Consider the following 26,290-nt stretch of genomic DNA (forward strand, 5'->3'; position numbering starts at 1 on the left):
AGGAAGCGCGTCAACGCGCGGCCGCAAATGACGACATAGGCCAGATTTGGCGCAGCCTCAAATCGGATCGGGCTGGGGCGCCTCAGCGCTTGTCGGGGCCTTCGCGGGCCGCGATCTGCTCGACGAGATCGACGATCGAGCGGCGCATCTTCGAATCGGTGATGCGGGTGAACGCCTTGGTCAGAGCGAGACCTTCGGAGGTCGCGAGGAAGTCGGAAACATAAGAGGGCGAAGCACCTTCAGCGAAGCCGTCCGGGCCGGCCACGCCGCTCGGGCCGCCCTCGAACAGGAACGACACCGGCACCTGGAGAATCTCGGCAATTTGCTGGATGCGGCTCGCGCCGACCCTGTTCGTGCCCTTCTCGTATTTCTGGATCTGCTGGAACGTCAGGCCCAAAGCTTCACCGAGCTTTTCCTGGCTCATGCCCAACATGATGCGGCGCATGCGCACGCGGCTGCCGACATATTTGTCAACAGGGTTGGGCGCTTTCGACATTTCCTCAGCCTCCAAACACCACCCTCAGCGCAATCGACCAGAATGCCCCAGGTGCCAGCAGCGTAAAAATCAAACCCTGTTATTGGGAAACATTGCGGAGAAATTTAGCAATGCCCACTGTCTTTCGCAGCGGGTGCAGAATGAGGAACCCGCCTGCAATCTGTCAACCGTGGGACTACGGTTGTCAAAGGATTCCGGCCGCCTCGCTGGCGACGGCGCGATCAGGGGTGCCGTTTGGCAACACGCCGGCGGACTGCGAGTATCACGCCGAGCGCGACGAGCATGGCCGCGGGCACATCGCCCAGTTGCGCGTAGACGGTCGGCGGTATTGCAACGGGCAGGCTTGCATCCAAAATGCCTTCGATGCCGAGACCGAGGCTGGCGACGGTTCGTCCGACCGGATCGATCACCGCGGAGATGCCGGTATTGGCGGAGCGGACCAGCGGCAATCCGAGCTCGATCGCGCGCATGCGCGCCTGCTCCAGATGCTGATAGGGGCCAGTCGAGATGCCGAACCAGCCGTCATTGGTGAGGTTGACGATCCAACCCGGACGTTCGTTGCGTCCTGCCACCTCACCGGGAAAGATGGCCTCATAGCAGATCAGCGGCAGCGCCGATGGTGCGCCGGCGACCGGCAGCGCATGCCGCACGCTGCCGGCGATGAAGCCGCCGCGCACACGCGTCAGCTGCTCGAAACCGAGCTTCTCCATCAGCTCCTGATAGGGAAGAAATTCTCCGAACGGCACCAGATGCAGCTTGTCGTAGACCGCGAGCACGCTGCCGTCGTGATCGATCACGTAGATCGAATTGTAGGCGCGCGTGATCGGCGTTCCACGCGGCAGGTCGGGCGCGCGCACTGAACCCGTGATCAGCACCGTGCCCTTCGGCAACAGATCGGCGATTTGCGCCATCGCGTCGGCTTCGCGAGTGAGGAAGAACGGGAAGGCGGATTCCGGCCAGATCAGGATGGTGGCATCGCGCACGCCGGTCGATTGCGGCCCGGAGGCGCGGTCCGACAGCGCGAGGTATTTCTTCATCACCTCCGCCTTGGCGGCGTAGTTGAACTTCGCGTCCTGCTGCAGGTTCGGTTGCATCAGGCGCAGCTTGGCGCCTGACACCATCGTGGTCGGATGCAGCGACAGGCGGATCGCGCCGAAGATGCTCATGACGATCAGAAGCGCGATCGCTGCGGCCGGTGCGCGCCACGCCACGCGGCGATCGGACGTGCGGTCGATCAGCGTCGCAGGGCTGGCAAAGATCGCAACCGTCAGGAAGGTCATGCCCCACAGGCCGATCAGCGAGGCGGTCTGCGCCAGCGGCAGCGGCTCGGACAGCGCATAGCCGAACGCGTTCCAGGGAAAGCCGGTCAGCGCGTGACCGCGCAGCCATTCGGCGATGGTGAGGCTTGCCGCGAGCGCAAGCACGCGCGTGGCGTTCTTGGTCCAGAGCAGGCGCGCCAGCGCAAATCCGATCGCCGTGAAGATGGAGAGATAGGCCGGCAGGCCCAGCACGGCGAACGGCGTCAGCCAGGCGAAGATGTCGGCTTCGACGAAGAAGGCATAACCGATCCAGTAGAGGCCGGGGACGAAATAGCCGAGCCCGAACCAGTAGCCGGTCAGCGCCGCGGCGGGGAGGCCGCCATATCGTCCGCCGCCGGTGCCGTCGATCAGCCAGACCAGCACCGGGAAGGTGACGAACAGCACTGGAAAGAAATTGAACGGCGCCAGCGCCAGCACCGACAGCGCGCCGGCGGCCATGGCGATGACGGCGCGCTTCCATCCCCAGGCGAGGATGATGGCAAGCGCGATCTGCCGAAGCCGCTGCAACACGCTCACTGAGGGCCGGTCCCGTCGCTCGGCGGCGGGGTCGGCGTGTCACTGGCCGGCGGCGGGCTGCTCTCCGGCGCGGCCTCGCGGCGCCGGCTCTCGCGCTGGGTACGCGGCGCCGGACGTTCCTTCCGCGTCGAGATGCGCAGCCGCTTGACGCGGCGCGGATCGGCATCGAGCACCTCGACCTCGTAATTGCCGGGACCCGAGATCACCTCGCCGCGCACCGGCAGGCGTCCGACGAAGCTGACGAGATAGCCGCCCAGCGTCTCGACCTCCTCACCGGCCTCGCCGGTGACGAAGTCCGCGCCGATCACGGTGCGGACGTCGTCGAGGCTGGCGCGGGCGTCGGCGATGAAGGCGTTGTCCGGCAGCCGCACGATCGAGGGCGGCTCGTCGCTGTCGTGCTCGTCGTCGATCTCGCCGACGATCTGCTCGACGATGTCCTCGATCGAGACCAGTCCGTCACTGCCGCCATATTCGTCGACGACCAGCGCAAGGTGGATGCGCGTCGCCTGCATCTGCGCGAGCAGGTCGATCGCCCGCATCGACGGCGGCACGTAGAGCAGCTTGCGGATGATGCGCGCGTCCTCGAGCGGCATCGCGAGATCGACCGCGCGCAGGTCGAGGCCGGCCGGCAGCGGTTTCTTGCGCTTGGTCTTGGTGGCTTCCGGCACGCGCGCCCGCGCGGTCATGAAGGCGAGCAGGTCGCGGATGTGGACAATGCCGACGGGATCGTCGAGCGTCTCGTTGTAGACGACGAGGCGGGAATGGCCGGCGCTCTCGAAGCGGTCCATCAATTCGCCGAGCGGAATGTCGCGCTTCACCGCGATGATGTCGGCGCGATGCACCATGACGTCGGCGATGCGGCGCTCGTGCAAGCCGAGGATGTTGCGCAGCATGGTGCGCTCGACGGCGGAGAAGCCGGTGTCGTCGGGCGTCGTGGCGTCGAGCACGACCTGGAGATCGTCGCGCACCGATCCCGCCTTCCAGCCGAACAGCGTGCGGATCGCGCGCAGCAACCAGCTTTCGGCGGTCGGGCGCAGCACCTCGCCGGGCGTCACCACGGCCGGCAGGTTGGGCGTGTTGCGAGGATTGTCGTGGGTAGGCTCGGAGTCGGGCATCTCAGTGCGTCCCCGGGCGGTCGGCATAGGGGTCGGGGATGCCGAGATGGGCGAGGATCTCAGTTTCCAGCGCTTCCATCTCCTCGGCGTCGTCGTCGTTCTCGTGGTCGTAGCCGATCAGGTGCAGGAAGCCGTGCACGGCGAGGTGGCTCAAATGATGGTCGAACGGTTTGTGCTCCTCGTCCGCCTCGCGCCGCATGGTCTCGTAGGCGATCGCGATGTCGCCGAGCATGCGCGGCGCATCGCCTTCCTTCCATTCGCCTTCCGGCTGGAGCGCGGGAAACGACAGCACGTTGGTCGGCTTGTCGATGCCGCGCCAGTTGCTGTTGAGGGTGCGGATGCCGGCATCATCGGTCAGCATCACCGCCACTTCCGCGTCGGCAACATCTTCGTCGACGCTCTCGGCGGCGGCGGCGACCGCGCGCTGGATCACGGCTTCGGAATCGGGCTCGCGCTGCCAGCAATCGGCGACGACGAGGACCTCGGTCATGGGAAGGTTCGGATGTGACATTGTCTTTGTTCGGAACGATAAGGCGCCGTGTCCGCGTCCGTATGATCCGGTTGTTGTCCCGTCAGGATTTATCGGCGGCCGGCCGCTGCGGCGAACCTTCATAGGCGGCGACGATCCGCGCCACGAGCTCGTGGCGGATCACGTCCTCGGCTTTGAAATGAACTTGTGCAATGCCCTCGACGCCGCTCAGGAGGCGCGTTGCCTCGGCAAGACCCGAGGTCTGGCCGTTCGGCAGGTCGATCTGCGAGGGATCGCCCGTCACGATCATGCGGCTGTTCTCGCCCAAACGCGTCAGGAACATCTTCATCTGCATCGACGTGGTGTTCTGCGCTTCGTCCAGGATGATGGCGGCATTGGTGAGCGTGCGGCCGCGCATGAAGGCGAGCGGCGCGATCTCGATCTCGCCGGTCTGCAGCGCGCGCTCGACGATGCGCGCATCCATGAGGTCGTAGAGCGCGTCGTAGATCGGGCGGAGATAAGGATCGACCTTCTCGCGGAGATCGCCGGGCAAGAAGCCGAGGCGCTCGCCGGCTTCCACCGCCGGGCGCGACAGGATGATCTTGTCGACCTCCTTGCGCTCGAACAGCTGCGCGGCATGCGCGACCGCGAGCCAGGTCTTGCCGGTACCGGCGGGGCCGATGCCGAACACCAGCTCGTGGCGCTTCAGCGCGCGGATGTAGGAGTCCTGCGCGGCGGTACGCGCGCGCACCGGGCGCTTGCGCAGGTTGATGCTGTCGAAGGTCGATTTCGCCGACTTGGCATCGAACTCGAACAGCGAGCCCTGCGCGATCACGGCGCGGATCGAGCCTTCGACCTCGCCCTGGTCGAGGTCCTGCCCCTTCAGGGCCTGCGCGTAGAGCATCTCCAGCACACGGCGCGCGGCGTCGCAGCCGTCCCGCGTGCCGCCGATGGTGATGTGGTTGCCCTTGGAATCGACGATGACGCCCAGGCGTCGCTCGATCTGCGCAAGGTTCTGGCCATAGGGGCCGACCAGGGCGGAAGCGGCGCGGTTGTCGTCGAAATCGATGACGACCTGGGTTTCGGGCGGAACTTGCATGTCGCGGTCAAATTTGCGGCTGGGAGCGATAGAAGACGAATCCGATGCGCTTTTTGGCAAGGGTTCAGGCTCCAGTGGCTTGCGATAAAACGGGCTCGCGCGCGGTGTGCGTTGTGGCGAGCTCGCCGAGAAAGCTGTAGCGCTCGAGGCTGTCGATCCTGACAGGCAGGATTTGTCCGATGATGTCGGGCGAGGCCATCACATGCGCGGGCTGGAGAAAAGCGGTGCGGCCGACGATCTGGCCATCCTTGCGCGCCGGACGCTCGAACAGCACGTCGACCGTTGAGCCAATCGCAGCCTTGTTGAAGGCCGATTGCTGGCTGTCGATCAGTTCCTGGAGCCGCTCCAATCGCTGGTCCATCTCGGCGGGGGACACCGTCTCCTGCATGTCCGCGGCCGGCGTTCCCGGCCGGGCGGAGTATTTGAACGAATAAGCCGCAGCGTAGCCGATTTGCGTGACAAGCGCGAGGGTGGCGAGAAAATCTTGCTCGTTTTCACCGGGGAAGCCGACGATAAAATCTGATGAAAAAGCAATGTCTTGGCGCGCGGTACGGAAACGGTCGATGACACGCCGATAATCATCGGCGGTATGTTTCCGGTTCATGGCGGCGAGAATCCGGTCCGAGCCGGACTGCACCGGCAGGTGCACGAACGGCATCAGGGCATCGAGATCGCGATGGGCCGCGATCAGGCTGTCATCGACGTCGCGGGGGTGGCTGGTCGAATAGCGCAGCCGCGCGATCCCCGGAATCGCCGCCAGATGCTCGAGCAACCGGCCGAGCGGCCAGGTTTTTCCGTCCGGCCCCTCGCCGTGATAGGCGTTCACGTTCTGCCCGATCAAGGTGAGCTCGCGCACGCCATTGTCGGCGAGCCGCTTCACGTCGTCGACGATCTTCGCCACGGGGCGAGAGACTTCCGAGCCCCGCGTATAGGGCACGACGCAGAAGGTGCAGAACTTGTCGCAACCTTCCTGCACGGTGACGAAGGCGGAAATGCCGCGCGCGCGGATCGCGGCGGGCTTCGGCTGGGCCAGGAAGCCGAACTTGTCCTCGGCCGGAAATTCGGTCTCGATGGCGCGGCCTTCGTTGCCGGCACGCTTCAAGAGCTCCGGCAGATGATGATAGCTCTGCGGTCCCACCACGACGTCGACCACCGGCGCCCGGCGCACGATCTCCTCGCCCTCGGCCTGCGCCACGCAGCCGGCGACCGCGATCTGCATCGCGCGGCCCCCGCGCGCGGCCTCGTCCTTGGCGACGCGCAGCCGCCCGAGCTCGGAATAGACCTTTTCGGAGGCCTTCTCGCGGATATGGCAGGTGTTGAGGATGACGAGGTCGGCGTCCTCCGCGCTCGCCGTCTCGACGAATCCTTCCGGAGCCAGCGTATCCACCATGCGCTGGGCATCGTAGACGTTCATCTGGCAGCCATATGATTTGATGTGCAGCTTGCGCGGCGGCGTCATGGAACCCGAAAATGGCGGTGGAGGACGGCCCTCAGATATAGGTTGGAGGGGCGAAAATCCAGCAAATGGGGGGCTGAACCCCGTCATTCCGGGGCGCGACGCAGTCGCGAACCCGGAATCTCGCGCTAATTCCTCTGGATTCCGGGTTCACGCGCGCCTGCGCGTGCCCCGGAATGACTGCGAGGGGATGGAATCAGCCCGCCAAGGCCTTTGCCTCGACCCGCCGGACCAGCTCCGGGAGCTCATGCATGTCGGAAAAGGTCAGGTTGGCGCCCGCCTGCCGCAGGGTCTCGGCATGGCCGTCCGCGCAATGGCTGCCGCCGCAAAAGCCGAACACGATCATACCGGCTGCCCGCGCCCCGGCGATGCCGGCCAGGCTGTCCTCGATGACGACGCAGCGCTCGGGCGGCACGCCCATTTCCCTGGCGGCGAACTGGAACAGGTCCGGCGCCGGCTTGCCGTTCTTCACCTGCGAGGCCGAGAAGATGTTCGGCGTCAGGCGCTCATAGAGCCCCGTGCTTCCGAGACTCACCCGCATGCGTGAATGCGAGCCGCTCGAGGCAACGCAGACGCGCTGCGTCACGATGTCGAGCACGTCGTGGATGCCGCGGATGGCTTCGAGGTCGGCTTCGAATGCGCGAAACAGCTCGTCCTGCAGATCGCCGTGATAGGCCTCGGGCAGCTTGCGGCCGAGTTCGGTTTCGATCTCGAGGTTGGCCTGTTTTGTAGAGCGGCCAAGGAAGCGCTCGGACACCTGCTCCGACGTGATCGGATAGCCGTGCCGGGTCAGCACATCCGCATGCGCGCGACAGGAGATCACCTCGCTGTCCACGAGCACGCCGTCGCAATCGAAGATGATGAGGTCTATCGGCACGAAACTTAAGACGTCGGCTTGTCGTCGTCGAGCGGGACGCAATAGAGCTCGAGCCGGTGATCGACCAGCTTGTAGCCGAGCTTGCGGGCGATCTCCGCCTGAAGCTTCTCGATCTCTTCGGAGGTGAATTCGATCACCTTGCCGTCGCGCAGATTGATGAGATGATCGTGGTGGCTGTCGCGCATCGTCTCGTAGCGCGCGCGGCCCTCGCGAAAATCATGGCGTTCGATGATACCGGCATCCTCGAACAGCTTGACGGTGCGATACACGGTCGAGATCGAGATCTTGTCGTCGACGGGCAACGCAGCGCCGGTACAATTCCTCGACGTCGGGATGGTCGACTGCCTCCGCGAGCACGCGGGCGATGACGCGGCGCTGCTCGGTCATGCGCATGCCGGTGGCGGCACAGCGCGCCTCGATGCCGGACGCCTTGGATGCGGAAGAGGGTTTCAGTGCGGTCATGATTTGTCTGCCTGACGGGGCGCTTTCTGCCATCGATGTTACGACAAGTCACGTCGCATCAGAAGGGCGTTCAATTGTTCCCCGTTCGGCTGCTTATAGTAGCGTTCGCGGCGTCCGACCACCATGAATCCGGCCCGGTCGTACAGTCGCCGCGCCGGCTGGTTATTTTCCTCAACTTCGAGAAATATCGTGCGTACGCCGCGCCCCGCGAGATGGCCGAGATGGGTCATCAGCAGCGTGCGGGACAGGCCGCGGCCGCGATGGGCCTGGTCGACCGCGACCGAGAGGATCTCCGCCTCGTCCGCGCCGATCCGCGAGACGGCAAAGCCGATGATCTTGCGGCCGAGGCGCAGCCGATGCACGAGCGTGTTGCGCTCGCTCATCATGCTCTCGAACTCGCCTTCGCCCCAGCCATGCGCGAAGGAGGCGCCGTGCAGCTGCGCCAGCCGCGCGGCATCGCGCAACGAAGCCGGCTCGACGGCGGCCGTGCCGCCGCGCCACCATTCCGACAGCCATCTCATCATGAGCTTGCGGCTTGTGCGAGCGGCGGAGTTGCGGCCGGCTTTGCGTCGGGCGCCTTCAGATAGAACGGCCGCGCCGGATTCGTTTCGGGATCGGCCGCAGCGCCAAGCCATGCGACCCAGCCGATGTCGGGCGCGGGCTGCGCGTCGACCGCGACCGGCGGCGGCATATCCTTTGGCCAGCGATCGGCGAGGATGTTCGCGGCATTGCCGACCAGATGCGGCGCGCCGAATTGCGAGGCCGCGATCGCCTCGTCGATGGGCGCGATTCCCGGCCGCACCAGCTGGCTGCCGTCGCCGGCGACGATCTGGAAATAGACGTGATCGTGCCGGGCGTCGATTGCAGAGATCACGGGCGCCGGTTTGCTCTGGCCGACGACGGTGGCGGCATAGGCCGACAGCGTCGTCAGTCCGACCGCCGGCCGTTTCGCCGCAAGCGCAAGGCCGCGCGCCGCCGAGATGCCGACGCGGAGGCCGGTGAAACTGCCGGGGCCGACTGTGACGGCGACGCGGTCGAGCGAGGTGAAGGCGAGATTGGCAGACTGCATCACCCGCGCGATCATCGGCATCAGCGCCTCGGCGTGACCGCGCTTCATGAGAAGCTGCTCCTGCGCAAGGAGCTCGCCGGCGTCGGTGTCGAGCACGGCTGCCGCGCACGCCTCGAGCGCAGTATCGATGGCAAGGATCAGCATGGGATAGCGAATGGCGAGTGGTGAATGGAGAGCAGTCTAGCGAACCGAGCGCCTATCCGCCATTCATCACGCACGATTTGCAGGCCCCCAATATGCCACCCTATGACAACCGTCATTCCGGGATGGTGCGCCAGACCCGGAATCTCGAGATTCTCAGGCGCGCAACCGCGCGCCGGAGTTCGGTCCTGCGGACCGCCCCGGAATGACGACTTCGTCGTCACATCGGCCGGACTTCGACCACGTCGGGCACGAAGTGCTTGAGCAGGTTCTGGATACCGTGCTGGAGCGTTGCGGTCGATGACGGGCAGCCCGAGCAGGCGCCCTTCATGTTGAGATAGACGATGCCGTCCTTGAAGCCGCGGAAGGTAATGTCGCCGCCGTCATTGGCGACCGCCGGCCGCACACGGGTCTCGATCAGATCCTTGATCATGTCGACCGTCTCGGCATCGGCCTCGTCGAAGAACTCGTCCTCGTCGTCGAGATCGACATCGGCGTGTGCTTCGCCGCCGGCGAGCAGCGGCGCGCCGGACATGTAGTGCTCCATGATGGCGCCGAGAATCGCAGGCTTGAGCTGCTGCCATTCACCGCTCGCCTTGGTCACGGTGATGAAGTCCGATCCATAGAACACGCCGGTGACGCCGGGCACCTCGAACAGCTTCTCGGCCAGCGGCGAACGCGCCGCCGATTCGCGGCTCGCAAACTCCATCGGGCTGCCGTCGACGACGACGCGGCCGGGAATGAATTTTAGCGTAGCGGGATTGGGAGTGGCTTCGGTTTGAATGAACATGGTTTTCTCCAGACGTCGCCGGTTCAAGGCCGGCGCGTGCTCTCTCCACTAGCAGATGGCGACGGCCAACGCACGGTCAAGGGGAGCTGGGATATTAGTCCATAAAAATCAGAGGGTTGGTCTCCCCTTACCCTCCCCTGGAGGGGGAGGGTCGATCGCACGAAGCGCGAGCGGGGTGGGGTGATCTCTCCCCACGGGCAGTGTTCGAGGTGGAGAGACCGTCACCCCACCCCGTCTCATATCTCGCTTCGCTCGACATGAGCCGACCCTCCCCCTCCAGGGGAGGGTAAGAAGCCACCTACGACAGCGAATCCACGCTTTGGTCGCTCAGCGCGCCGGAGATGATCGTCACCGGCACCGGGAACGTGCCGAGCGCATGCGCGAGCAGCGCGACCAGCGGTCCCGGACCCTCCGCGCCGGGATTGGCGGCGAGCACCAGCATGGCGATATCGGGGTCCTCGTCGATCACCGCCAGCAGCTGTTCCATCGCCGCGCCTTCGCGGATCACCCGTTCCGGCGTGATCGCCGCGATGCCGTTGGCTCTGCCGGCGGCGCGGTCGAGCGCGGCCTCCGCCGCCTCCTGCGCCTCGGCGCGCATGATGTCGGCGACACCCAGCCATTCCTGGGTCTGCTCCTCGGGCTCAATGATGCGCAGCATCACCACGCCGCCGCCGGCCCGGATCGCCCAGCGGCTGGCGTAATAGACCGCGCGATCCCATTCGGCGCTGTCGTCGACGACGACGAGGCATTTGGGCTTGTGACCCGGCTCGAAGCAAAGTCGCTTGCTGGTCATGCATGTCCCGGCGTGTGCACGGCCGGCATGCTGCCACACTCCCGCAATGTTTGGGAGAGCCGAAGCGGCCGGCGCGGTGGCGCCGGCCGGTCTCGCGAAGCGCCCCTTAGCGCCGGCGGATGAAGCCGACGATGTCCTTCGACAGCTTCATGGTCTCGTCGGCGATGGCGCGGGCCCGGTCGGAACCCTCGTTCAGGATCGAGTCGATATGGCCGGGGTCGGCGACGAGGCGCTTCATCTCGCCGGCGATCGGCGCGAGCTTGGTGACGCACAGCTCCGCCAGCGCGTTCTTGAAGCTGGAGAACTGGCCGCCGCCGAAATCCCTGAGCACGTCGGCCTTGGGGCGGCCGGAGAGTGCGGCGAAGATGCCGACGAGATTGTCTGCCTCGGGGCGGGCTTCCAGGCCCTTCTCTTCCGTCGGCAGCGGCTCCGGATCGGTCTTCGCCTTGCGGATCTTCTGCGCGATGGTGTCGGCGTCGTCGGTCAGGTTGATGCGCGAATTGTCGGAGGCATCCGACTTCGACATCTTCTTGGTGCCGTCGCGCAAGCTCATCACGCGCGTCGCCGGGCCCGTGATCAAGGGCTCCGGCAGCGGGAAGAACAGGCCGTCATTGGTGCCCTGTGCGCGAATGGAATCGCCGAAGTCGTTGTTGAACTTCTGCGCGATGTCGCGCGAGAGCTCGAGATGCTGCTTCTGGTCCTCGCCGACCGGAACGTGGGTGGCGCGGTACAGCAGGATGTCGGCGGCCATCAGCACGGGATAGTCGAACAGACCCACGGACGCGTTCTCGCGGTCCTTGCCGGCCTTTTCTTTGAACTGGGTCATGCGGCCAAGCCAGCCCATGCGCGCGACGCAGTTGAAGATCCAGGCGAGCTCGGCGTGTCCCGAGACCTGGCTCTGGTTGAACACGATGTGCTTCTTCGGGTCGATGCCGCTGGCGATGAACGCCGCCGTCACCTCGCGGGTGTTGCGCGCGAGCTCGGCCGGTCCGCCCCAGACATCGACGCCTTGCGTGATCGCGTGCATGTCGACGACGCAATAGATGCAGTTGTGGGTTTCCTGCATCTTCACGAAGTTGACGATCGCGCCGAGATAATTGCCGAGGTGCAGATTGCCCGTCGGCTGGACGCCCGAAAAGACCCGTTCAACGAATGGCATGGTCAGCCTTCCCAAAGGTATTTGGCCGTCGTTTCCAACAGCGGCGCTGCTCCGTCAAGGGTAATTCGATGAACTGCAGGCCGGAGCCGGGTTAGGCGGGCCGCTTCAAGGCGGCAGCGGCCTCGCGCCAGGAGGTGGCGCCGAGCGTTTGCAGCAGCAGGCCATAGACGGCGATTCCAGCCCCGATCTGCACGCCCAGCACGATGAAGCGGATGAGGCCGTGCGCCTCGGCGGGCATCAGATCCGCGGACAGCCAGAGCAGGGCACCCATCGCGGCCGCGGCGAGCACGATCCGCGGCAGCCGTTTTCGCGCGGCATCGTCGACCGAGAAGCCGAACTCGCTGGTGCCCTTCCGGAGCAGTGAGATCGCGCTGCTCCAGGCGCCGGCCGCGATGCTCGCCGCGATCCCACTGGCGCCGAAGACATGGCCGAGCAGGACGGCGAGCGCGACCGCGACCACAAAACCTTTGGCGGTGGCCAGCAGCGGCGTCATGGTGTCGCTGCGGGCATAGAAGGCCGGCGACAGTGCCTTGATCAGCACGTGGGCCGGCAGGCCGAGCGCCAGAAACATCAATGCATGCGCCGTTGCGGTGCTGTCGTCCGCGCCGAAGGCGCCATGCTCGAACAGCAGCCGCACGATCGGCTCGGCCAGCACGATCAGGCCGAGCGTCGCCGGCAGCGCGAGCCCGGTCGCAAGCTCCAGCGCGCGCGACTCCGCATGCGCCACCGCCTCGCGGTCGCCGCTTCCGACGGCGCGCGTCAGCTCCGGCACCAGCACCGTGCCCATGGCGACGCCGACGATGCCGAGCGGCAGCTCGATCAGGCGGTTGGCGAAATACAGCCAGGAGACGGCAGAGGGCGTGGCGGAGGCGATGATCGCGCCGGCGACCATCAGCCATTGCGGGCCCGAGCTTGCGATCATGCCGGGAACGGCCTTGGCGAAGAAGCCGCGCATCTCCTTGTCGAAACTCACGCGCAACGGCGTCGCGAGGCGTCCGCTCCGCTGCGACAGCAGCATCAACAGTTGCAGCAGGCCGGCGATGCCGACGGTGGCCGCCAGCATCCATGCCGCGAAGGTCGCGTCGGCATGCCCGACGAGGAGAGCGGCGATCGCGGCGATCAACGCGATATTGAACAGCAGCGGCGAGAAGGCGGTCAGCGCAAAGCGCGCTTGCGCGTTGAGCAGTCCCATCAGCACCGTGACGGGCCCGGCGAAGGCGAGATAGGGCAGCATCAGCCGTGCATTCGCGACGGCGAGATCGAGCGTGCTGCTCCCGAGAAAGCCCGGCGCGATGATCGTGATGATCAGCGGCATCACGAGCGCAATCACGGCGGAGATTGCAATCAGGCCGACGCTGACCGTGCCGAGCACGCGGCCCGCGAAGGGCGGATGCCGCTGCTTCGCCGTCGCGGTCACGGACGCGCAGCCAGGCCGGGATCAGGGCCGCATTGAGTGCCCCCTCGCTGAGCAGCCGTCGCACCACGTTGACGAGCTGGAAGGCCGCCAGAAACGCATCGGCCACCGCGCCGGTGCCGAGCAGGGCGGCAATCATGGAATCGCGCGCAAAGCCCAGCAGGCGCGAGGCCAGTGTTCCCGTCGAAACTGTCAGGAAGGAGCGGATCATCGGTCGTTATAATACCGTTGCTTGCCCGCGAAGGCCCGGTCGTGATAGGCCGCGAGCTTGGATTTCAGGCCGACAGGAAGCGGATTTCCGCAGGGATCGCAATCCGCCAAACAGGATCAAGGTGAATGGCTGACGTGAAATATGACGTTCTCGGGATCGGCAACGCGCTGTTCGACGTGCTGGTCAGGACCGACGAAGCCTTTTTGGCCAAGCACGGCATGACCAAGGGCAGCATGTCCCTGATCGACGAGGCGCGGGCCGCCGCCATTTACAAGGACATGGGCCCGGCAACGGAAGTCTCGGGGGGATCTGCCGCCAACACCATCGTCGGCATCGGCAGCCTGGGGGCACGCGCCGCTTATGTCGGCAAGGTCAAGGACGACCAGATCGGCAAGCTCTACGTCCACGACATCCGCTCAGCCGGCGTCGCCTTCAACACGCCCGCCGCCAAGGACGGTCCCGCCACCGGCTGCTCCTACATTCTGGTCACCGGTGACGGTGAGCGCACCATGAACACCTATCTCGGTGCCGCGCAGGATCTGTCGCCCGCCGACATCGACCCGGCCGAGATCGCGTCCGCCGGCATCGTCTATCTCGAAGGCTATCTCTGGGACCCCAAGAACGCCAAGGATGCCTTCGTCAAGGCGGCCAAGATCGCGCATGATGCCAGGCGCAAGGTGGCGCTGACGCTGTCGGATTCCTTCTGCGTCGATCGCTATCGCGACGAGTTTCTCTCCTTGATGCGCAACGGCACCGTCGACATCGTCTTCGCCAACGAGTCCGAGCTGCACTCGCTCTACATGACCTCGGACTTCGACACCGCGCTGAAGCAGCTGCGCAACGACGTTAATCTCGGCGTCGTCACCCGCAGCGAGAAGGGCTGCATGGTGGTGTCGTCCGAAGACGCCGTCGCGGCGCCGGCCTTCCCGGTCGACAAGGTCGTCGACACCACCGGCGCCGGCGACCTGTTCGCCGCCGGTTTCCTCTATGGTCTGGCGCGCAATCTTGCGTACAAGCAGTGCGGCGAGCTCGGCGCGCTCGCGGCCGCCGAAGTGATCCAGCACATCGGCGCGCGGCCGCTGGTGTCGCTGAAGGAGCTCGCCGGCCAGCGCGGGCTGACGGTTTAAGGCAAGCGCGCGCGTCATTCACACTGTCATCGCCCGGCGTGACCGGGCGATCCAGTACTCCGCGGCTTCTCGATTTATCACTACCGTCTCTGGAATAACTGGATCCCCCGCCTGCGCGGGGGATGACAGTCGTCGTGTCGTGAGAGCAGTGTGAGGCTCAGCGCCTCAAGCCGCCTTCTGCCCGCTCCCCGCATCAAGCCCGGCATAGATCCCGCGCTCGAATCCCGTGAAGGCCTCGATGCACTTGGCGTCGACGAACGGCAACACCTGCATCAGGATCACGCCGGCAACATCGCGCGCCGGGTCGATCCAGAAATAGGTGTTGGCGAGACCAGCCCAGGCGAGGCTGCCGGCACTGCGGCCCTCCGGCGTTTTGGCGGTATTGATCAGGAAGGACAGCCCCCACTTCTTCACGATGTCAGGGAAGAGATCGACATCGTTGGTGTACATGGGCGCAACCGTCGTCATCTTGCCAATGGTGAGATCGCCGATGTGGTTCTGGCCCATCAGCGCGACCGTCTCGGGCTTCAGCACCTGGTTGCCGTTGCCGCGGCCCTTGTTGAGGATCATCTGGGTGAACTTGATGTAGTCGCCGGCAGTGCCGTAAAGGCCGCCTCCACCCATGCAAAATTCCGGATTCTGCTCGATCTCGAACGGGATCGGCGCCAGCGATCCATCCTCGCCGCGAGCATGGGTGGCGACCAGCCGCTGGCGCATGTTGTCGGTGATCTTGAAGCCGGTGTCGCTCATGCCGAGCGGGGTGAAGAGATTGTCGCGCAGATAGGCATCGAGCCGCTTGCCGCTGACGGCTTCCACTGCCTTGCCGACGAAGTCGATGTTGATGCCATATTCCCAGCGCGTACCTGGATCAGACATGATCGGCGTCTTCAGCGCGATGTCCTGGCAGGAGAAGATGTTCGGGGTCCCGGTCTTCTCCAAATAGACCGCGAGATCGCCGTTCCACACATTGTAGGCAAAACCGGCGGTGTGGGTCATCAGTTGGCGCATCGTGATCGCGCCCTTGGCCGGTCGCAGCTTCGGCTCGCCCTTGGCATCAAAACCTTCCAGCACCTGCGGCTTGGCGAGATCGGGCAGCACGTCGCCGATCGGCGCATCCAGCGACAGCTTGCCCTGTTCGACCAGCTGCATCGCACCTGCCGAGGTCACCGCCTTCGTCATCGAGGCGATCCAGAACACGCTGTCCGCTGTCATCGCGTCCGGCTTGGAGAGGTCGCGTTTGCCGAACGCGCCCTGATACAGCACGTCGCTACCGCTCGCGGCGATCGCGACGACGCCGGGAATCTCCTTGGCATCGCTGGTCTTGCGCAGAATCTCGTCGATCTGGGCTTGGCTTTGCATGCGCGTTTCCTCCGGTTTGATTATTGTTGGAAGTGATCGATTGTCCTCCCGGAGGTCGTGCGCGGCAAGCGCCTCCACCTTCGCGCCGGGTCGCGATGTCGTGACTTGACGCCCCGCGCCCTACGCAGGACGACAAGGCGGCTGGACTGCAACACTCCGTCACAATCTGCGGTGGATGACTGCAACGAGCCGTGACCATGGATGGGGCGTGGCGATATGTTTCGCGTGTTTGGAAGCACTTGAAACATTTTGTGCGTTGCGGCGTTCAGCACTCTGCCCAATCGGGGGCTGATCTTAAGACTTGATGCAAATTTGGCGGCTGCCCATCAGCCGCGAGGGGGCTTTGATGATTTCGACCTGGAGTGAATGGAAGCGCTATCCACGTCCCGGGCGGGGCGACAATCTGGAGGCGCCGATCTCGCCTGGCATTTACGAAGTCCGTGTCGCCGGCACCGGCGCACTCTATTCCTTCGGCGCGGTGGACAATCTGGCGCAGGCGCTGGCGCTGCTGCCGGTCGGCTCGAAATCCTGGTTCGGCCGCCGCGACACCTCCGACGTTCCCGACCTCGAATACCGGACATGCGCGACGTCCTCCAAGGCCGACGCCAAGGCGGCCGCCGAGCGCATGATCGGCCGGCGTGAAACCTATATGAGCGGCGCGGCGTAAGGACGCGCTGCTCCCAGCCTGGCTCCCATCAGCTGTGCGTTGCGGGGCGGTGCATTGCGCGCCGCCTGTCCCTATATTCCGGGCCAATCCGATCGCCCTCAGGGAGAACGCCATGACCCCGACCGCCGCCGCCCGCGCCACGCAAGCCACCGCCACCCTGCGCGACCGGTTGAAGGACCCCTCGCTGCTGAAGGAGGCCTGCTACATCGATGGTGCCTGGGTCGGCACACCGGTCTTTGCGGTGAACAATCCCGCCACCGGCGTCGATCTCGCAAAGGTGCCGCAGCTTGGCGCGGACGAGACCACCAAAGCGGTCGAAGCCGCCGAGCGTGCCTTCCCGGTCTGGGCCAAGCACACCGCCAAGCAGCGCTCCAACATTTTGCGCAAATGGTTCGAGCTGATTACCGCCAACCGCGAGGACCTCGCGCTGATCCTCACCTCCGAGCAGGGCAAGCCGCTCTCCGAGGCGCTCGGTGAGGTCGACATCGGCGCCGCCTATATCGAATTCTTCGCCGAGGAGGCTCGCCGCGTCTATGGCGAGACCATCCCGAGCCAGCGGCCCGATGCGCGGCTGCTCGCGATCAAGCAGCCGATCGGCGTCTGCGGCGCGATCACGCCGTGGAATTTCCCGAACTCGATGATCACGCGAAAGGTCTCGCCGGCGCTTGCGGCCGGCTGCACCGTGGTGCTCAAGCCCGCCAACGAGACGCCGCTGTCGGCGCTGGCGCTGGCCGTGCTCGCCGAGAAGGCCGGCATCCCCAAGGGCGTGCTCAACATCATCACCGGTGACGCGCCGCCGATCGGCAAGGTGCTGTGCGAGCATCCCGCGGTTCGCTTCGTCGGCTTCACCGGCTCGACCGCGGTCGGCAAGATCCTCTATCAGCAGGCCTCCGTCGGTGTGAAGCGGCTTGGCCTCGAGCTCGGCGGCAACGCGCCGTTCATCGTGTTCGACGACGCCGATATCGACGCCGCGGTCGAAGGCGCGATCGTCTCCAAGTATCGCAACATGGGCCAGACCTGCGTCTGCGCCAACCGCATCTACGCCCAGGACAAGATCTACGACGAGTTCGTGCAAAAGCTGTCGAAGAAGGTCGCGGCGATGAAGATCGGCGACGGCACCGAGAGCGGCGTCACGCAGGGGCCGCTGATCAACATGAAGGCCGTCGACAAGGTCGAGCGCCACATCGCGGATGCGGTGAAGCGCGGCGCCAAGGTCGTGACCGGCGGCAAGCGCAGCGAGCTCGGACGTTCCTTCTTCGAGCCGACGGTGCTCGCCGACGTCAAGCCGGACTCGCTGGTCTCGCAGGAAGAGACTTTTGGTCCGCTCGCGCCTGTGATCCGCTTCAAGGACGAGGCCGACGTCATCGCGATGTGCAACGCCTCGCCCTTCGGTCTCGCCTCCTACTTCTACTCCCGTGATCTCGGCCGCGTCTGGCGCGTTGCCGAAGCGCTGGAGTCGGGCATGGTCGGCGTCAACACCGGCCTGATCACGACGGAAGTCGCGCCCTTCGGCGGCGTCAAGGAAAGCGGCCTCGGCCGTGAAGGCTCGCGTCACGGCATGGAAGAATATGTTGAGATCAAATACGTGATGATGGCGGGGGTGTAGGGCCGCCTCATCCCGTCGTCCGGGTTTGCCGGGCGACGGGACATCAAGACGTCAATGCGTCTTGAATTGCTCGCCGATGCTTTTCAGGACCTCGCCGACCTTCGCTATCTCCTCGCTGAGGTTCAGCCGGCCTCCGAGCTTCTCGTCGGCCAGTTTCAGCACGGCTTCCGCTTCGTCGCGGCGTCCTTCGAGGAGTGATACCGCGGCGGCTGTCGTCAGCGAACTACGTAGCATGTGGTCGTGCTGCTGCTGAAGAACCGTGTTCTGCAGCGCAAGCGCCACGGCATGCGCCATCGCCTGAAAGGCAATGGCTTCCGGGACATTGGGAGCCATGTCTTTAAGCGACGCATTCAGCTGCTCGACGGCATCCCTGATTTGATCGTTCAATTCGCCGGGCGGTGCGTCGGAGGCTACGGCAGTATCGGTCATCTCGGAGGGTCCTTCGAAAATTCGGGGCGCCCGGCTGTGATCCGCTCCGTCGAGCGGCGACGGTCGTCCTGGAACACGAACCCGCGGCGAAGTCGAAGCCGTCTACAATTTCGCAGGCGCGGCGGCGCCCAAGAGAACCTGGACGCAGCGCGTGGTCACGGCCTGGGCGAGCGCAAAGTTCTGTTGCTGCGCATTCGTGGCGTTCTGGGCCGCGCTGGCGAGCGCCAGCGCGATGGCCTGGTAGACACTTCCCATAGCCATTGCGGGCGCGTCGCCGAGAACCTGGACGTCCGCCTGGGTGACGGAATCAGTCACTTGATCGTTTACGGATGTTGGAAACGCCATAACATACCTTCCTGTAGCGGATCGTGGATCTTCGCGGCCTTGTTTGGAAGCTGTGGCGAATCCGACTATGCCGTCGTGGCTGAGCCCAGCAGCGCTTGCAGGCACTTCGCTGTCACTGCTTCGGCCAGCGCGAAGTTCTGTTGCTGCGCATTGGTGGCGTTGTGGGCCGAATTCGCCAAGGCCTGGGCGACGGCCATATAGACATTCCCCATCGCGATCGCGGGTGCGTCGGCGAGGACCTGAACGTTGGCTTGCGTGACGGAATCCGTGATCTCTGAATTGACTGCTGTCGGAAATGCCATAACGACTACCTCTACTTTTGATCGTAGGTTGCGGATGGATCGCGGGTGTCCGCCATGCCCTGCACGGCGTCGGAAACGGCCTGTTCAGCCAATTGCATTGCGCTTAGGACTGCCGTCCAGGACGCGTTGCTCTCTGCGATTGCTGCCGCCGGCTTGGAAGCAGTCTCTTCTGGATTCGAAATAGGTTGAACGTTCGGCGGAGCGGTTCCGTCATGTGCGGTGTCGACGGGCTCAGCCATAGGGGCTCCGTAAGCCGGAACGAGAGAGGGCCGATCGAGTATCGCGGCCCCACTCGCCTGAGTCAAGCAATCTCCCGCAGAGGTTGAATTTGTGTCTCGATCGGACTGCAGCTGAGAAGCGTCCGCTCGGGCGCGGTCACGTGATTGTGCTGTGTACGCGCAGATGCGCGCAACAGCGTCGGACACACTGGTCTCTCAGGAGCAAACTTTCGTCCTGCTCGCGCCGGTGATGCGCGCCGTCAGGGTGAGCTGATCCACGGACTGTCCACACCGACGACGATGCTCTTCGCCCAATCTATGAAGACCCGCACTTGAGGAGCCAAATGCTCGCGTGCCGGAAACATGATCGACAGCGGGCGATGGACCGGCCGCAATTTCGGAAGGACCCGCACGAGCTCTCCGCTGTTCAAGTAATCTTTGACGACGCAACCGGGCACCTGGATAAGCCCCATGCCGGCGAGAGCGCATGCAACGAAGGCTTCCGTGTCGTTCACGAGGATGCCGGTTTCAAGGCGCAGTTCGCGCTCGTCAGGTCCCCGCGGGAGACGCCAAGGGATGGCGATGTGGCCCCGGCCTGAAAAATAGTTGACCGCGAGATGGCCACGCAGGTCCTCGACACTCTCCGGAATGCCGTACCTGTCGAGGTAAGCCGGTGATGCACAGATCAACATGGCCATCCTGGCGAGAACGCGCCCGACGAGACTGCTGACCGGCAGGTCGCCTATCCTTAAGACACAATCGACACCCTCAGCGATCAGATCGACCGGCTGATCGCTGACGCCAAGAATGAGATCGATATCCGGGTATTTCGCCTGGAAGTCCGGAAGATTGGGAATGATCAGCGGTTTCGCGATCGCGACGGGGATGTCGACGCGCAGGCGTCCTTTCGGAGCATCGCCCACGCCGCCAAACAGGTTCCGCGCTTGCCCGACCTCGTTCAATATTGCAACCGCGCGATCATAGAACAACCGCCCTTCACTCGTCAGGGAGGTCTGGCGGGTCGTTCGATGTAGCAGCCTTGCGCCGATCGACGCTTCCAGTTCGTTCACGGCGTTCGTGACCGTTGGACGGGTCGCGCGCAGGGCCTCCGCCGCCCGCGTGAAGCTCCTGTTCTCCGCCACGGTCACGAAGACCCTCAGCTGCTGCAGAAAATCCACGCGTCTTCTCCGTCCGGGTCAATCAAGTCGCCCAATTGTTATCACATAGAATAACAATCAAGTTCAAATTTCGCCGCTTCTAACGAACAAAGGGTGAGGCTATTTGCCAACTCCTCCGAATAATCCGGAAGGGCAGCAGATGGCTCGAATTGTCCGCTTTCACGAATATGGTGACCCCGACGTTCTCAAGATCGAGGATGTCGATGTCGCGGCTCCCGAGGCTGATGAAGTCCAGATCGACGTGCGCGCCATCGGGCTCAATCGCGCCGAGATCATGTTTCGCCGCAACGCCTATGTCCGAGAGGCGCAGTTGCCCAGCCGTTTGGGCTACGAGGCCGCCGGTGTCGTCAAAGCGGTTGGCTCGTCGGTGAGCGATTTCCGTCCGGGCCAAGCGGTGAGCGTCATTCCGACGGAAGACATGGGGCGATGGGGTACCTATGGCGAAGTGATCAATATTCCGGCCCGCCATCTGGTGGTGCATCCCGAAAACCTCACCTTCGAGCAAGCCGCTGCGTCGTGGATGAAATACGTCACCGCGTGGGGCGCATTGATCGAGCAAGCGAACTTGAAGGCGGGCGACTATTTGGTCGTCACGGCGGCATCCAGCAGCGTCGGGACCGCGGCGTTTCAGATCGCGCGTGCGGTGGGAGCGACGGTTATCGCGACGACGCGGACCAGCGCGAAGAGCAGGGCGTTGTTGGATGCAGGTGCCCATCACGTCGTCGCAACCACTGAGGAGGATCTCGTCTCGCGGGTCATGGAGATCACGAACGGCAAGGGAGCGCGCGTCATATTCGATCCGGTCGGCGGTCCTGCCGTCGAGCAGTTGGCGAATGCGATGTCTCATCGGGGAATCTTGCTCGAATACGGCGCCTTGAGCCCGGACATTGGCGCGTTCCCCCAATTCGCCGTGCTTGGGAAGAGCCTGACGATCAAGGGATATTTGTACAACGAAGTCGTGGCTGACGACGACGCGCTGGCGCGGGCGAAGCAGTTCATCTCGGATGGCCTTTCATCCGGGAGCCTGACGCCGCTGATCTCCCGAAGTTTCAAGTTCGAACAGATCCAGGAGGCGACGCGCTTCCTGGAGTCGAACGAGCAGATCGGAAAGATCGTCGTCACTGTTTGAGACGCGCAACGCAGGCAAGGGTGATGGAATGACGAATTCGAACAACTGGCAGGCCCCCGGCCTGAACCGGCGGAAGATCGGCGACTATGTCGTCACCGCTATCGTTGACGGCATCGTAGCCGTGCCGTTCGACCTTCTGTCCGGCATAGGGCCCGATGAGGCGATGAGCATGACGGTGGCGGCGGGACGTCCCTCGTCATCTGCGATGACCGTCAGCACCTATCTGATCGAGGGAAAAGGCCGGACCATATTGGTGGATGGCGGTGGCGGCGGCATCAACGGTTGGGGCGGGCGACTGCACACCTCGCTTGCCGCTGCCAACGTGAACCCGCTCGCATCCGGATCACATCGGAGGTCTCGTCGGAGCCTTGCCGTCGGCGCCGCAGTTTCCGAGCGCAGAGATCGTGATGCATGACGCCGAATTCGCCTTCTGGACGGACGATGCGAACCTCAATCAGGCCCCGGATCAGGTCAAGCCGTTCTTTCACGCCGCCCGCACCGTATTCGAGGCATATGGCGCCCGGCGCCGGACGGTCAGCGCAGGGCAAGTTGCGCCCGGCATCGTGATCGAACATCTACCCGGCCACACCCCGGGGCATAGCGGCTATCGGATCGATGGCGGCAGTGCGTCCCTGCTCATCTGGGGTGACATCGTTCATTATCCGGACATCCAGGTGCCCAGACCCGAAGTGACGATCGCGTTCGACGTGGATCCGCAGGCGGCCGCAGAAAGCCGAAAGAAAATGTTGGAGAGAGTGTCCGCGACCGGAGAACTCGTCGCCGGAATGCACCTGAATTTCCCCGGGTTCGCGCGGCTGTCGAAGAAGGGACAGTCGTTCGAAATGCGTCATGAGCCCTGGTCCGCGGAGCTCATCTGAGCCGAGACGGTATGCGCGCGGAGGCTCGCGGCACGGCATGGAAGAATATGTCGAGATCAAATGCGTGATGATGGCGGGGGTCTAACCGGCAGGAGGCGGCTCGAAAGCCGCCTCCCGCTGCTGCGTCTGCGACTTTACTGACAGCGATACATCCGGCCGTCTTCCATCTTGGTCATCGTACCGGGCGTGCAGACTATGCCGTTTCGCTTGCGCCAGTCCTCCGGCGAGTAGGCGTAAGCGGCGTAAGGACCGCCACCGCCATAATAGCCCATTCCGGTCCCCCATCCCCTGTAAGGTGAGGTCGCGGCAACCGCGGCGGCCGTGCCGACTGCTGCGGCACCTGCCCCGACTGCGGCGGCACCGTATCCGTATGCGGCTCGCCGTGTCTGTCGACGCACCACGCCGGCACCGCTCACGGGAGTCAGCGGGCGGCCGACCCGCGCCTGTGCACTGTCGACCGACATCGAGACGCCGTGCTCCTCAGACCAGGCGAAGGAGAACAACGCCGCGCAGGTGAACGTCGAGACTGCTATTGCAATTCTTGTCGCACGTGTCCGTGTCATGTTTCGTCTCCATGGCTGTCTTCCAAATGCGCTTTCGCGATCCAGGGGCCGCTGCGCGGTCCCTGGAGTCTTGCTCGCGCTGGTCTGGAGCGGCGTGCAACCGAAGCCGTTTGCGCTCAGCGCAAGCGGCGGCATTGGCGTTTGCGATAGAAGAAGCTTCATCGGAAGCACGCCCGGTCGTGCTCGGAGAGCCGATTATACGCAGGATCATATTGGAAATCGGCGCCGGGAGCTATCGTCCCAACGCACCGCAATGGGTCACGCCAACTGCCTCATCATAGGGCTTGGTCGCGCAAACCGTTACCGCCTGAGCACCGCGATCGTCCGGTTCGCGAACGTCAGCCGCTCGGCCATGACCGACACGAAATAGGTCAGCAGCTTGTGGCTGAGCGCGGGGGCCTCGGTCTTGATCGCGTCGAACTGATGCGTGTTGAGCACGTAGAGCACGCTGTCGACCTCGGCCTGGATCGTGGCGCTGCGCGGCGTATTCGATACCAGGCCCATCTCGCCGATCGTTGTGTAGCGGCCGAGGCTGCGCACGCGCGTGGTGCGGTCGTCTTCGGCGGGGACCATGATGCCGACGCGGCCGTCGAGAATGAAATGCATGGAATCGGCGGGATCGCCGGCCTGCACGATGATCTCGCCGGCCTCGACCTCGATGCGCTGGCAGCGGCGGATCAGCTCGTCGGCGTCGTCCTCGTTGTCGAGGATGCGCGCGAACCAGTCGCGCAGGCTGGCTTCTTCCTGCGCCAGTCCCTGATGCTGCGAGATGATCTCGTTCTCGCACCATTCCAGCGCGTGATCGAGCTCGGGGATGATGATGACGCCTTCGCCGATGAAATCGCTGGAGCGCAGCACCTTCTCGGCGGCCGCCGACAGATGCACCAGGATCAGCTCGACACCGAGATCGGCCGCGCTGCGCTTGATCTGCGCAAAGCTGTAGGCGGCCGACGAATCCACGCCGGTGACGAGCTTGAAGTCGAACAGCAGATAGCGGCACGCCGGGCGCTCATGGAGCAGCCGCTTGACGTGCTGGTAGAGCCGGTTGGCGGAGCCGAAGAACAGATAGCTCTGGAGATTGAGGCCCTGGATCTTGCCGCCATGGGCCAGCAGCACCTCCTGGTCGTCGCGCGAGCGGTCGAGCGAGGAGCGATATTCCGAGCCGTCGAAACTGTACTTGATCGACTCCACCCGTGCCGCGCTGAAAGCGAACGTGGCGCAGCCGATGATCACGCCAATGAGGATGCCCGGCACGAAACCCCAGACCACGATGATCGCGATGATGGCGATCAGCGAGAGATATTCGAGTTTCGACAGCCGCTTGCGCGACTCGATGATCCATTTGTGCAGCTGGTCGGCGCCGAGATAGAGCAAGAGGCCGCCGAGCACGAATTTCGGAATGAAGCCGAGCAGCTGCGGCGCGACCACGAGCATCAGCAGCGACATCGCCGCGACCGTGAGGCCGGACAGGCGGCCACGGCCGCCGCTGCTGAAGTTCAGGATCGAGCGGCTGACCGAGATGCAGCCGGCATAGCCGCCGAGCACGCCGGTCACCATGTTGGCGGTGCCGGTGACGTTCAGCTCGCGCTCCAGATTGGCTTCACGATGGACGGCGACCTCGATGCCGGTGGTGTTGAACAGCGTGCTCGACGCGGTGACGAAAATCACGGCGACGAGGTTGCCAAGCAGGTCCGGCACGGCGAACCAGGGATAGTGGACGAGGCCGTCAGTGTGCCAGGGCACCATGAAGGCCGCCTGCGGCGGCGGCTGGAAGGTCCAGCCCAGAGTGCGGGCCTCACTGAGCGGGACGCCCGTGATCCAGAACGCCAGATGCGCCGTGAGCACGCCGCCGACCAGGATGATCGGCAGCCCGAACGGGCCGCGCGAGCGATGCCAGGTCAGATACAGCACCAGCGCCATGGCGCAGGCGGCCCCGAGCTCCAGCAGCGTGGTGCCGTTGGTGAAGCGCAGCAGCGTCGCAAATTGCACCGGGTGATCGGTGATGACCCGGATCGCACCCATGACGATCAGGAGCCCGGTGGCGCCGAGGAAGCCGCCGACCACGGGGTAGGGCACGTAGCGGATGGCGCGGCCCATCCGCGTCAGGCCCAGTCCGCACAGCGCCACGCCGGTCAGCACCGTCGACAGGCCGAGCGTGATCAGGACCGGTGACAGCAACGGCGCCGCCGGGCTCGCCGCCTCGATCCGTTCGACCAGCGAGGCTGCCAGGATTCCCGTCACCGCCGCGGTCGAGCTGTCGGGGGCGGCGACCGCGAAGGACAGGGAGCTGCCGAGGGCGACGATGGCGGCCAGCACCGCGGAGCTGATGAAGGTCGCCGTGATCGCGTAGGACAGATAGGGGGACAACGGCCCGGCGAAGATCAGCAGTGCGTAGGAGAGCCCGAATGTGACGGTCAGGACGCTGGCGGCGCTGCCGCCCAATATGTCATTCAGCGCACGCTTGAGGGCGGGCCTGAACCGCGAGGGCGGACTGAGAGTAATCGCTGGGTCGGTCACGTCCTGCCGCTCGCTCCTTGGGAAACTCCGTCTGAGACGTAGACGACTGGAGGCTTAGCGCAACAGGATTCGTGGAACTATGAAGTATCCGACAATTTTTGCGGGGACTGCCGCTCACGGCGTGTGAACGCTCAATCACATGGTCGATGGAAAAACCGAAGGCTCTCCACCGTCGTCCTGGCGAAAGCCAGGACCCATTACCCCAGGAAGTGGTTAGGCGAAAATTCGAAACCGCAAATCTTCGTCAAACGCCGCCCTGTGGTAATGGGTCCTGGATCAGCGCTCCGCTTCGCGACGCTTGTCCAGGACGACGTGTCGAGGTTGATGCTATCGCCTCATATTCGGCGTCGTCCCGGCGAAGGCCGGGACCCATATGTGGACGGCCCCCGTGGCACAAGAGGCTTGGCGGTCTGATCGGATCGCTTGCATCCATATGTCCGGCCTGTTGGTGCGGTTGATTTGAACCGCTGGCCAAGATGGTTTCCGCGACGCGAGCTCCAATCAACCACGCGACCTGGGTTCGGCCGATGGGTCCCACGGGATGTCTCGCACCTCGGATCGATCGATCCTACCATCTACTCCTCTT

26 protein-coding genes and 2 pseudogenes are annotated in these 26,290 nt (G+C 64.6%); 6 read left to right on the forward strand and 22 right to left on the reverse strand.

Annotated features, from left to right (window positions below):
• Positions 1-82: 82 nt before the first annotated feature.
• The 14 genes and pseudogenes from ACVJ19_RS13925 to murJ all read right to left on the reverse strand — a co-directional run bounded on the left by ACVJ19_RS13925 (position 83) and on the right by murJ (position 13,386).
• Positions 83-496, reverse strand: coding sequence for a helix-turn-helix domain-containing protein (locus ACVJ19_RS13925; protein WP_008131807.1), 414 nt, complete (start codon positions 494-496; stop codon positions 83-85).
• Positions 497-717: 221 nt separating this feature from the next.
• Complete coding sequence (lnt, locus tag ACVJ19_RS13930) at positions 718-2,331, reverse strand: apolipoprotein N-acyltransferase (RefSeq protein WP_453948652.1); 1,614 nt, start codon at positions 2,329-2,331, stop codon at positions 718-720.
• On the reverse strand, positions 2,328-3,446 hold the full coding sequence (locus ACVJ19_RS13935) for a hemolysin family protein (RefSeq protein WP_453948651.1): 1,119 nt from the start codon (positions 3,444-3,446) through the stop codon (positions 2,328-2,330). The genes lnt and ACVJ19_RS13935 overlap by 4 nt, the downstream gene beginning before the upstream one ends.
• A gap of 1 nt (position 3,447) precedes the next feature.
• Positions 3,448-3,936, reverse strand: coding sequence for an rRNA maturation RNase YbeY (ybeY, locus tag ACVJ19_RS13940; RefSeq protein WP_453948650.1), 489 nt, complete (start codon positions 3,934-3,936; stop codon positions 3,448-3,450).
• An 82-nt stretch (positions 3,937-4,018) separates the two neighbouring features.
• A complete protein-coding gene (locus ACVJ19_RS13945) occupies positions 4,019-5,014 on the reverse strand; it encodes a PhoH family protein (protein WP_453948649.1) in 996 nt (331 codons plus the stop codon).
• A gap of 64 nt (positions 5,015-5,078) precedes the next feature.
• On the reverse strand, positions 5,079-6,473 hold the full coding sequence (gene miaB, locus ACVJ19_RS13950; RefSeq protein WP_453948648.1) for a tRNA (N6-isopentenyl adenosine(37)-C2)-methylthiotransferase MiaB: 1,395 nt from the start codon (positions 6,471-6,473) through the stop codon (positions 5,079-5,081).
• Positions 6,474-6,666: 193 nt separating this feature from the next.
• Complete coding sequence (locus tag ACVJ19_RS13955) at positions 6,667-7,347, reverse strand: HAD family hydrolase (protein WP_453948647.1); 681 nt, start codon at positions 7,345-7,347, stop codon at positions 6,667-6,669.
• Between the two features lie 5 nt (positions 7,348-7,352).
• Positions 7,353-7,809: pseudogene (locus ACVJ19_RS13960) on the reverse strand (Fur family transcriptional regulator).
• 38 nt (positions 7,810-7,847) lie between these two features.
• On the reverse strand, positions 7,848-8,333 hold the full coding sequence (gene rimI, locus ACVJ19_RS13965; protein ID WP_453948646.1) for a ribosomal protein S18-alanine N-acetyltransferase: 486 nt from the start codon (positions 8,331-8,333) through the stop codon (positions 7,848-7,850).
• On the reverse strand, positions 8,330-9,022 hold the full coding sequence (gene tsaB, locus ACVJ19_RS13970; RefSeq protein WP_453948645.1) for a tRNA (adenosine(37)-N6)-threonylcarbamoyltransferase complex dimerization subunit type 1 TsaB: 693 nt from the start codon (positions 9,020-9,022) through the stop codon (positions 8,330-8,332). The genes rimI and tsaB overlap by 4 nt, the downstream gene beginning before the upstream one ends.
• Positions 9,023-9,239: 217 nt before the next feature.
• Positions 9,240-9,809: a NifU family protein gene (locus tag ACVJ19_RS13975; protein WP_453948644.1), complete on the reverse strand. Its 570-nt coding sequence runs from the start codon at positions 9,807-9,809 to the stop codon at positions 9,240-9,242.
• Between the two features lie 298 nt (positions 9,810-10,107).
• Complete coding sequence (locus tag ACVJ19_RS13980) at positions 10,108-10,602, reverse strand: universal stress protein (RefSeq protein WP_211403446.1); 495 nt, start codon at positions 10,600-10,602, stop codon at positions 10,108-10,110.
• A 106-nt stretch (positions 10,603-10,708) separates the two neighbouring features.
• Positions 10,709-11,761 (reverse strand): tryptophan--tRNA ligase, encoded by a 1,053-nt coding sequence (trpS, locus tag ACVJ19_RS13985; RefSeq protein WP_453948643.1) that lies wholly within the window; start codon positions 11,759-11,761, stop codon positions 10,709-10,711.
• Between the two features lie 91 nt (positions 11,762-11,852).
• A pseudogene (gene murJ / locus ACVJ19_RS13990) lies at positions 11,853-13,386 on the reverse strand (murein biosynthesis integral membrane protein MurJ).
• A 125-nt stretch (positions 13,387-13,511) separates the two neighbouring features.
• On the opposite strand from murJ, the gene ACVJ19_RS13995 reads away from it, so the two are divergent.
• Positions 13,512-14,513, forward strand: coding sequence for an adenosine kinase (locus ACVJ19_RS13995; RefSeq protein ID WP_453948641.1), 1,002 nt, complete (start codon positions 13,512-13,514; stop codon positions 14,511-14,513).
• A gap of 165 nt (positions 14,514-14,678) precedes the next feature.
• Here ACVJ19_RS13995 and ACVJ19_RS14000 read toward each other — a convergent pair whose 3' ends face one another.
• Positions 14,679-15,872, reverse strand: a complete 1,194-nt coding sequence (locus ACVJ19_RS14000) for a serine hydrolase domain-containing protein (protein WP_453948640.1) — start codon at positions 15,870-15,872, stop codon at positions 14,679-14,681.
• Between the two features lie 346 nt (positions 15,873-16,218).
• Between ACVJ19_RS14000 and ACVJ19_RS14005 the strand changes: the two genes are divergently transcribed.
• Positions 16,219-16,539 (forward strand): hypothetical protein, encoded by a 321-nt coding sequence (locus tag ACVJ19_RS14005; RefSeq protein WP_157337101.1) that lies wholly within the window; start codon positions 16,219-16,221, stop codon positions 16,537-16,539.
• A 112-nt stretch (positions 16,540-16,651) separates the two neighbouring features.
• Positions 16,652-18,145: an NAD-dependent succinate-semialdehyde dehydrogenase gene (locus tag ACVJ19_RS14010; protein WP_453948639.1), complete on the forward strand. Its 1,494-nt coding sequence runs from the start codon at positions 16,652-16,654 to the stop codon at positions 18,143-18,145.
• 51 nt (positions 18,146-18,196) lie between these two features.
• Here ACVJ19_RS14010 and ACVJ19_RS14015 read toward each other — a convergent pair whose 3' ends face one another.
• The 5 genes from ACVJ19_RS14015 to ACVJ19_RS14035 form a co-directional block, all read right to left on the reverse strand.
• The gene (locus tag ACVJ19_RS14015; RefSeq protein ID WP_453948638.1) at positions 18,197-18,574 is read right to left on the reverse strand and encodes a RebB family R body protein; all 378 of its coding nucleotides are present in this window, start codon (positions 18,572-18,574) and stop codon (positions 18,197-18,199) included.
• 102 nt (positions 18,575-18,676) lie between these two features.
• Positions 18,677-18,889, reverse strand: coding sequence for a RebB family R body protein (locus tag ACVJ19_RS14020; RefSeq protein WP_211411218.1), 213 nt, complete (start codon positions 18,887-18,889; stop codon positions 18,677-18,679).
• 95 nt (positions 18,890-18,984) lie between these two features.
• A complete protein-coding gene (locus ACVJ19_RS14025) occupies positions 18,985-19,221 on the reverse strand; it encodes a RebB family R body protein (protein ID WP_453948637.1) in 237 nt (78 codons plus the stop codon).
• A gap of 11 nt (positions 19,222-19,232) precedes the next feature.
• The gene (locus tag ACVJ19_RS14030) at positions 19,233-19,460 is read right to left on the reverse strand and encodes a hypothetical protein (RefSeq protein WP_453948636.1); all 228 of its coding nucleotides are present in this window, start codon (positions 19,458-19,460) and stop codon (positions 19,233-19,235) included.
• Between the two features lie 239 nt (positions 19,461-19,699).
• Positions 19,700-20,617 carry a LysR family transcriptional regulator gene (locus ACVJ19_RS14035; RefSeq protein ID WP_453948635.1) on the reverse strand — a complete coding sequence of 306 codons (918 nt, stop codon included), beginning with the start codon at positions 20,615-20,617 and terminating at the stop codon, positions 19,700-19,702.
• Between the two features lie 139 nt (positions 20,618-20,756).
• Between ACVJ19_RS14035 and ACVJ19_RS14040 the strand changes: the two genes are divergently transcribed.
• The 3 genes from ACVJ19_RS14040 to ACVJ19_RS14050 are packed head-to-tail and all read left to right on the forward strand — an operon-like array spanning position 20,757 to position 22,624.
• Positions 20,757-21,746, forward strand: coding sequence for a zinc-dependent alcohol dehydrogenase family protein (locus ACVJ19_RS14040; RefSeq protein WP_453948634.1), 990 nt, complete (start codon positions 20,757-20,759; stop codon positions 21,744-21,746).
• A 28-nt stretch (positions 21,747-21,774) separates the two neighbouring features.
• Complete coding sequence (locus ACVJ19_RS14045; RefSeq protein WP_453948633.1) at positions 21,775-22,161, forward strand: hypothetical protein; 387 nt, start codon at positions 21,775-21,777, stop codon at positions 22,159-22,161.
• A complete protein-coding gene (locus tag ACVJ19_RS14050) occupies positions 22,115-22,624 on the forward strand; it encodes an MBL fold metallo-hydrolase (protein WP_453948632.1) in 510 nt (169 codons plus the stop codon). Before ACVJ19_RS14045 ends, ACVJ19_RS14050 begins: the two co-directional genes overlap by 47 nt.
• A 134-nt stretch (positions 22,625-22,758) precedes the next feature.
• On the opposite strand, the gene ACVJ19_RS14055 is transcribed toward ACVJ19_RS14050, so the two are convergent.
• Positions 22,759-23,187, reverse strand: a complete 429-nt coding sequence (locus ACVJ19_RS14055) for a hypothetical protein (protein ID WP_453948631.1) — start codon at positions 23,185-23,187, stop codon at positions 22,759-22,761.
• 300 nt (positions 23,188-23,487) lie between these two features.
• A complete protein-coding gene (locus tag ACVJ19_RS14060) occupies positions 23,488-25,704 on the reverse strand; it encodes an SLC26A/SulP transporter family protein (RefSeq protein WP_453948630.1) in 2,217 nt (738 codons plus the stop codon).
• Between the last annotated feature and the right edge of the window lie 586 nt (positions 25,705-26,290).

This window comes from Bradyrhizobium sp. USDA 376, from assembly GCF_054063675.1.

Bases quoted from the DNA above. Each gene is read 5' to 3' on its own strand.
- ACVJ19_RS13925 (WP_008131807.1), bottom strand. From the start codon at position 496: ATGTCGAAAGCGCCCAACCCTGTTGACAAATATGTCGGCAGCCGCGTG.
- ACVJ19_RS13935 (WP_453948651.1), bottom strand. From the start codon at position 3,446: ATGCCCGACTCCGAGCCTACCCACGACAATCCTCGCAACACGCCCAAC.
- ybeY (WP_453948650.1), bottom strand. From the start codon at position 3,936: ATGACCGAGGTCCTCGTCGTCGCCGATTGCTGGCAGCGCGAGCCCGAT.
- ACVJ19_RS13945 (WP_453948649.1), bottom strand. From the start codon at position 5,014: ATGCAAGTTCCGCCCGAAACCCAGGTCGTCATCGATTTCGACGACAAC.
- miaB (WP_453948648.1), bottom strand. From the start codon at position 6,473: ATGACGCCGCCGCGCAAGCTGCACATCAAATCATATGGCTGCCAGATG.
- rimI (WP_453948646.1), bottom strand. From the start codon at position 8,333: ATGATGAGATGGCTGTCGGAATGGTGGCGCGGCGGCACGGCCGCCGTC.
- tsaB (WP_453948645.1), bottom strand. From the start codon at position 9,022: ATGCTGATCCTTGCCATCGATACTGCGCTCGAGGCGTGCGCGGCAGCC.
- ACVJ19_RS13975 (WP_453948644.1), bottom strand. From the start codon at position 9,809: ATGTTCATTCAAACCGAAGCCACTCCCAATCCCGCTACGCTAAAATTC.
- ACVJ19_RS13980 (WP_211403446.1), bottom strand. From the start codon at position 10,602: ATGACCAGCAAGCGACTTTGCTTCGAGCCGGGTCACAAGCCCAAATGC.
- trpS (WP_453948643.1), bottom strand. From the start codon at position 11,761: ATGCCATTCGTTGAACGGGTCTTTTCGGGCGTCCAGCCGACGGGCAAT.
- ACVJ19_RS13995 (WP_453948641.1), top strand. From the start codon at position 13,512: ATGGCTGACGTGAAATATGACGTTCTCGGGATCGGCAACGCGCTGTTC.
- ACVJ19_RS14000 (WP_453948640.1), bottom strand. From the start codon at position 15,872: ATGCAAAGCCAAGCCCAGATCGACGAGATTCTGCGCAAGACCAGCGAT.
- ACVJ19_RS14005 (WP_157337101.1), top strand. From the start codon at position 16,219: ATGATTTCGACCTGGAGTGAATGGAAGCGCTATCCACGTCCCGGGCGG.
- ACVJ19_RS14010 (WP_453948639.1), top strand. From the start codon at position 16,652: ATGACCCCGACCGCCGCCGCCCGCGCCACGCAAGCCACCGCCACCCTG.
- ACVJ19_RS14015 (WP_453948638.1), bottom strand. From the start codon at position 18,574: ATGACCGATACTGCCGTAGCCTCCGACGCACCGCCCGGCGAATTGAAC.
- ACVJ19_RS14025 (WP_453948637.1), bottom strand. From the start codon at position 19,221: ATGGCATTTCCGACAGCAGTCAATTCAGAGATCACGGATTCCGTCACG.
- ACVJ19_RS14030 (WP_453948636.1), bottom strand. From the start codon at position 19,460: ATGGCTGAGCCCGTCGACACCGCACATGACGGAACCGCTCCGCCGAAC.
- ACVJ19_RS14040 (WP_453948634.1), top strand. From the start codon at position 20,757: ATGGCTCGAATTGTCCGCTTTCACGAATATGGTGACCCCGACGTTCTC.
- ACVJ19_RS14045 (WP_453948633.1), top strand. From the start codon at position 21,775: ATGACGAATTCGAACAACTGGCAGGCCCCCGGCCTGAACCGGCGGAAG.
- ACVJ19_RS14055 (WP_453948631.1), bottom strand. From the start codon at position 23,187: ATGACACGGACACGTGCGACAAGAATTGCAATAGCAGTCTCGACGTTC.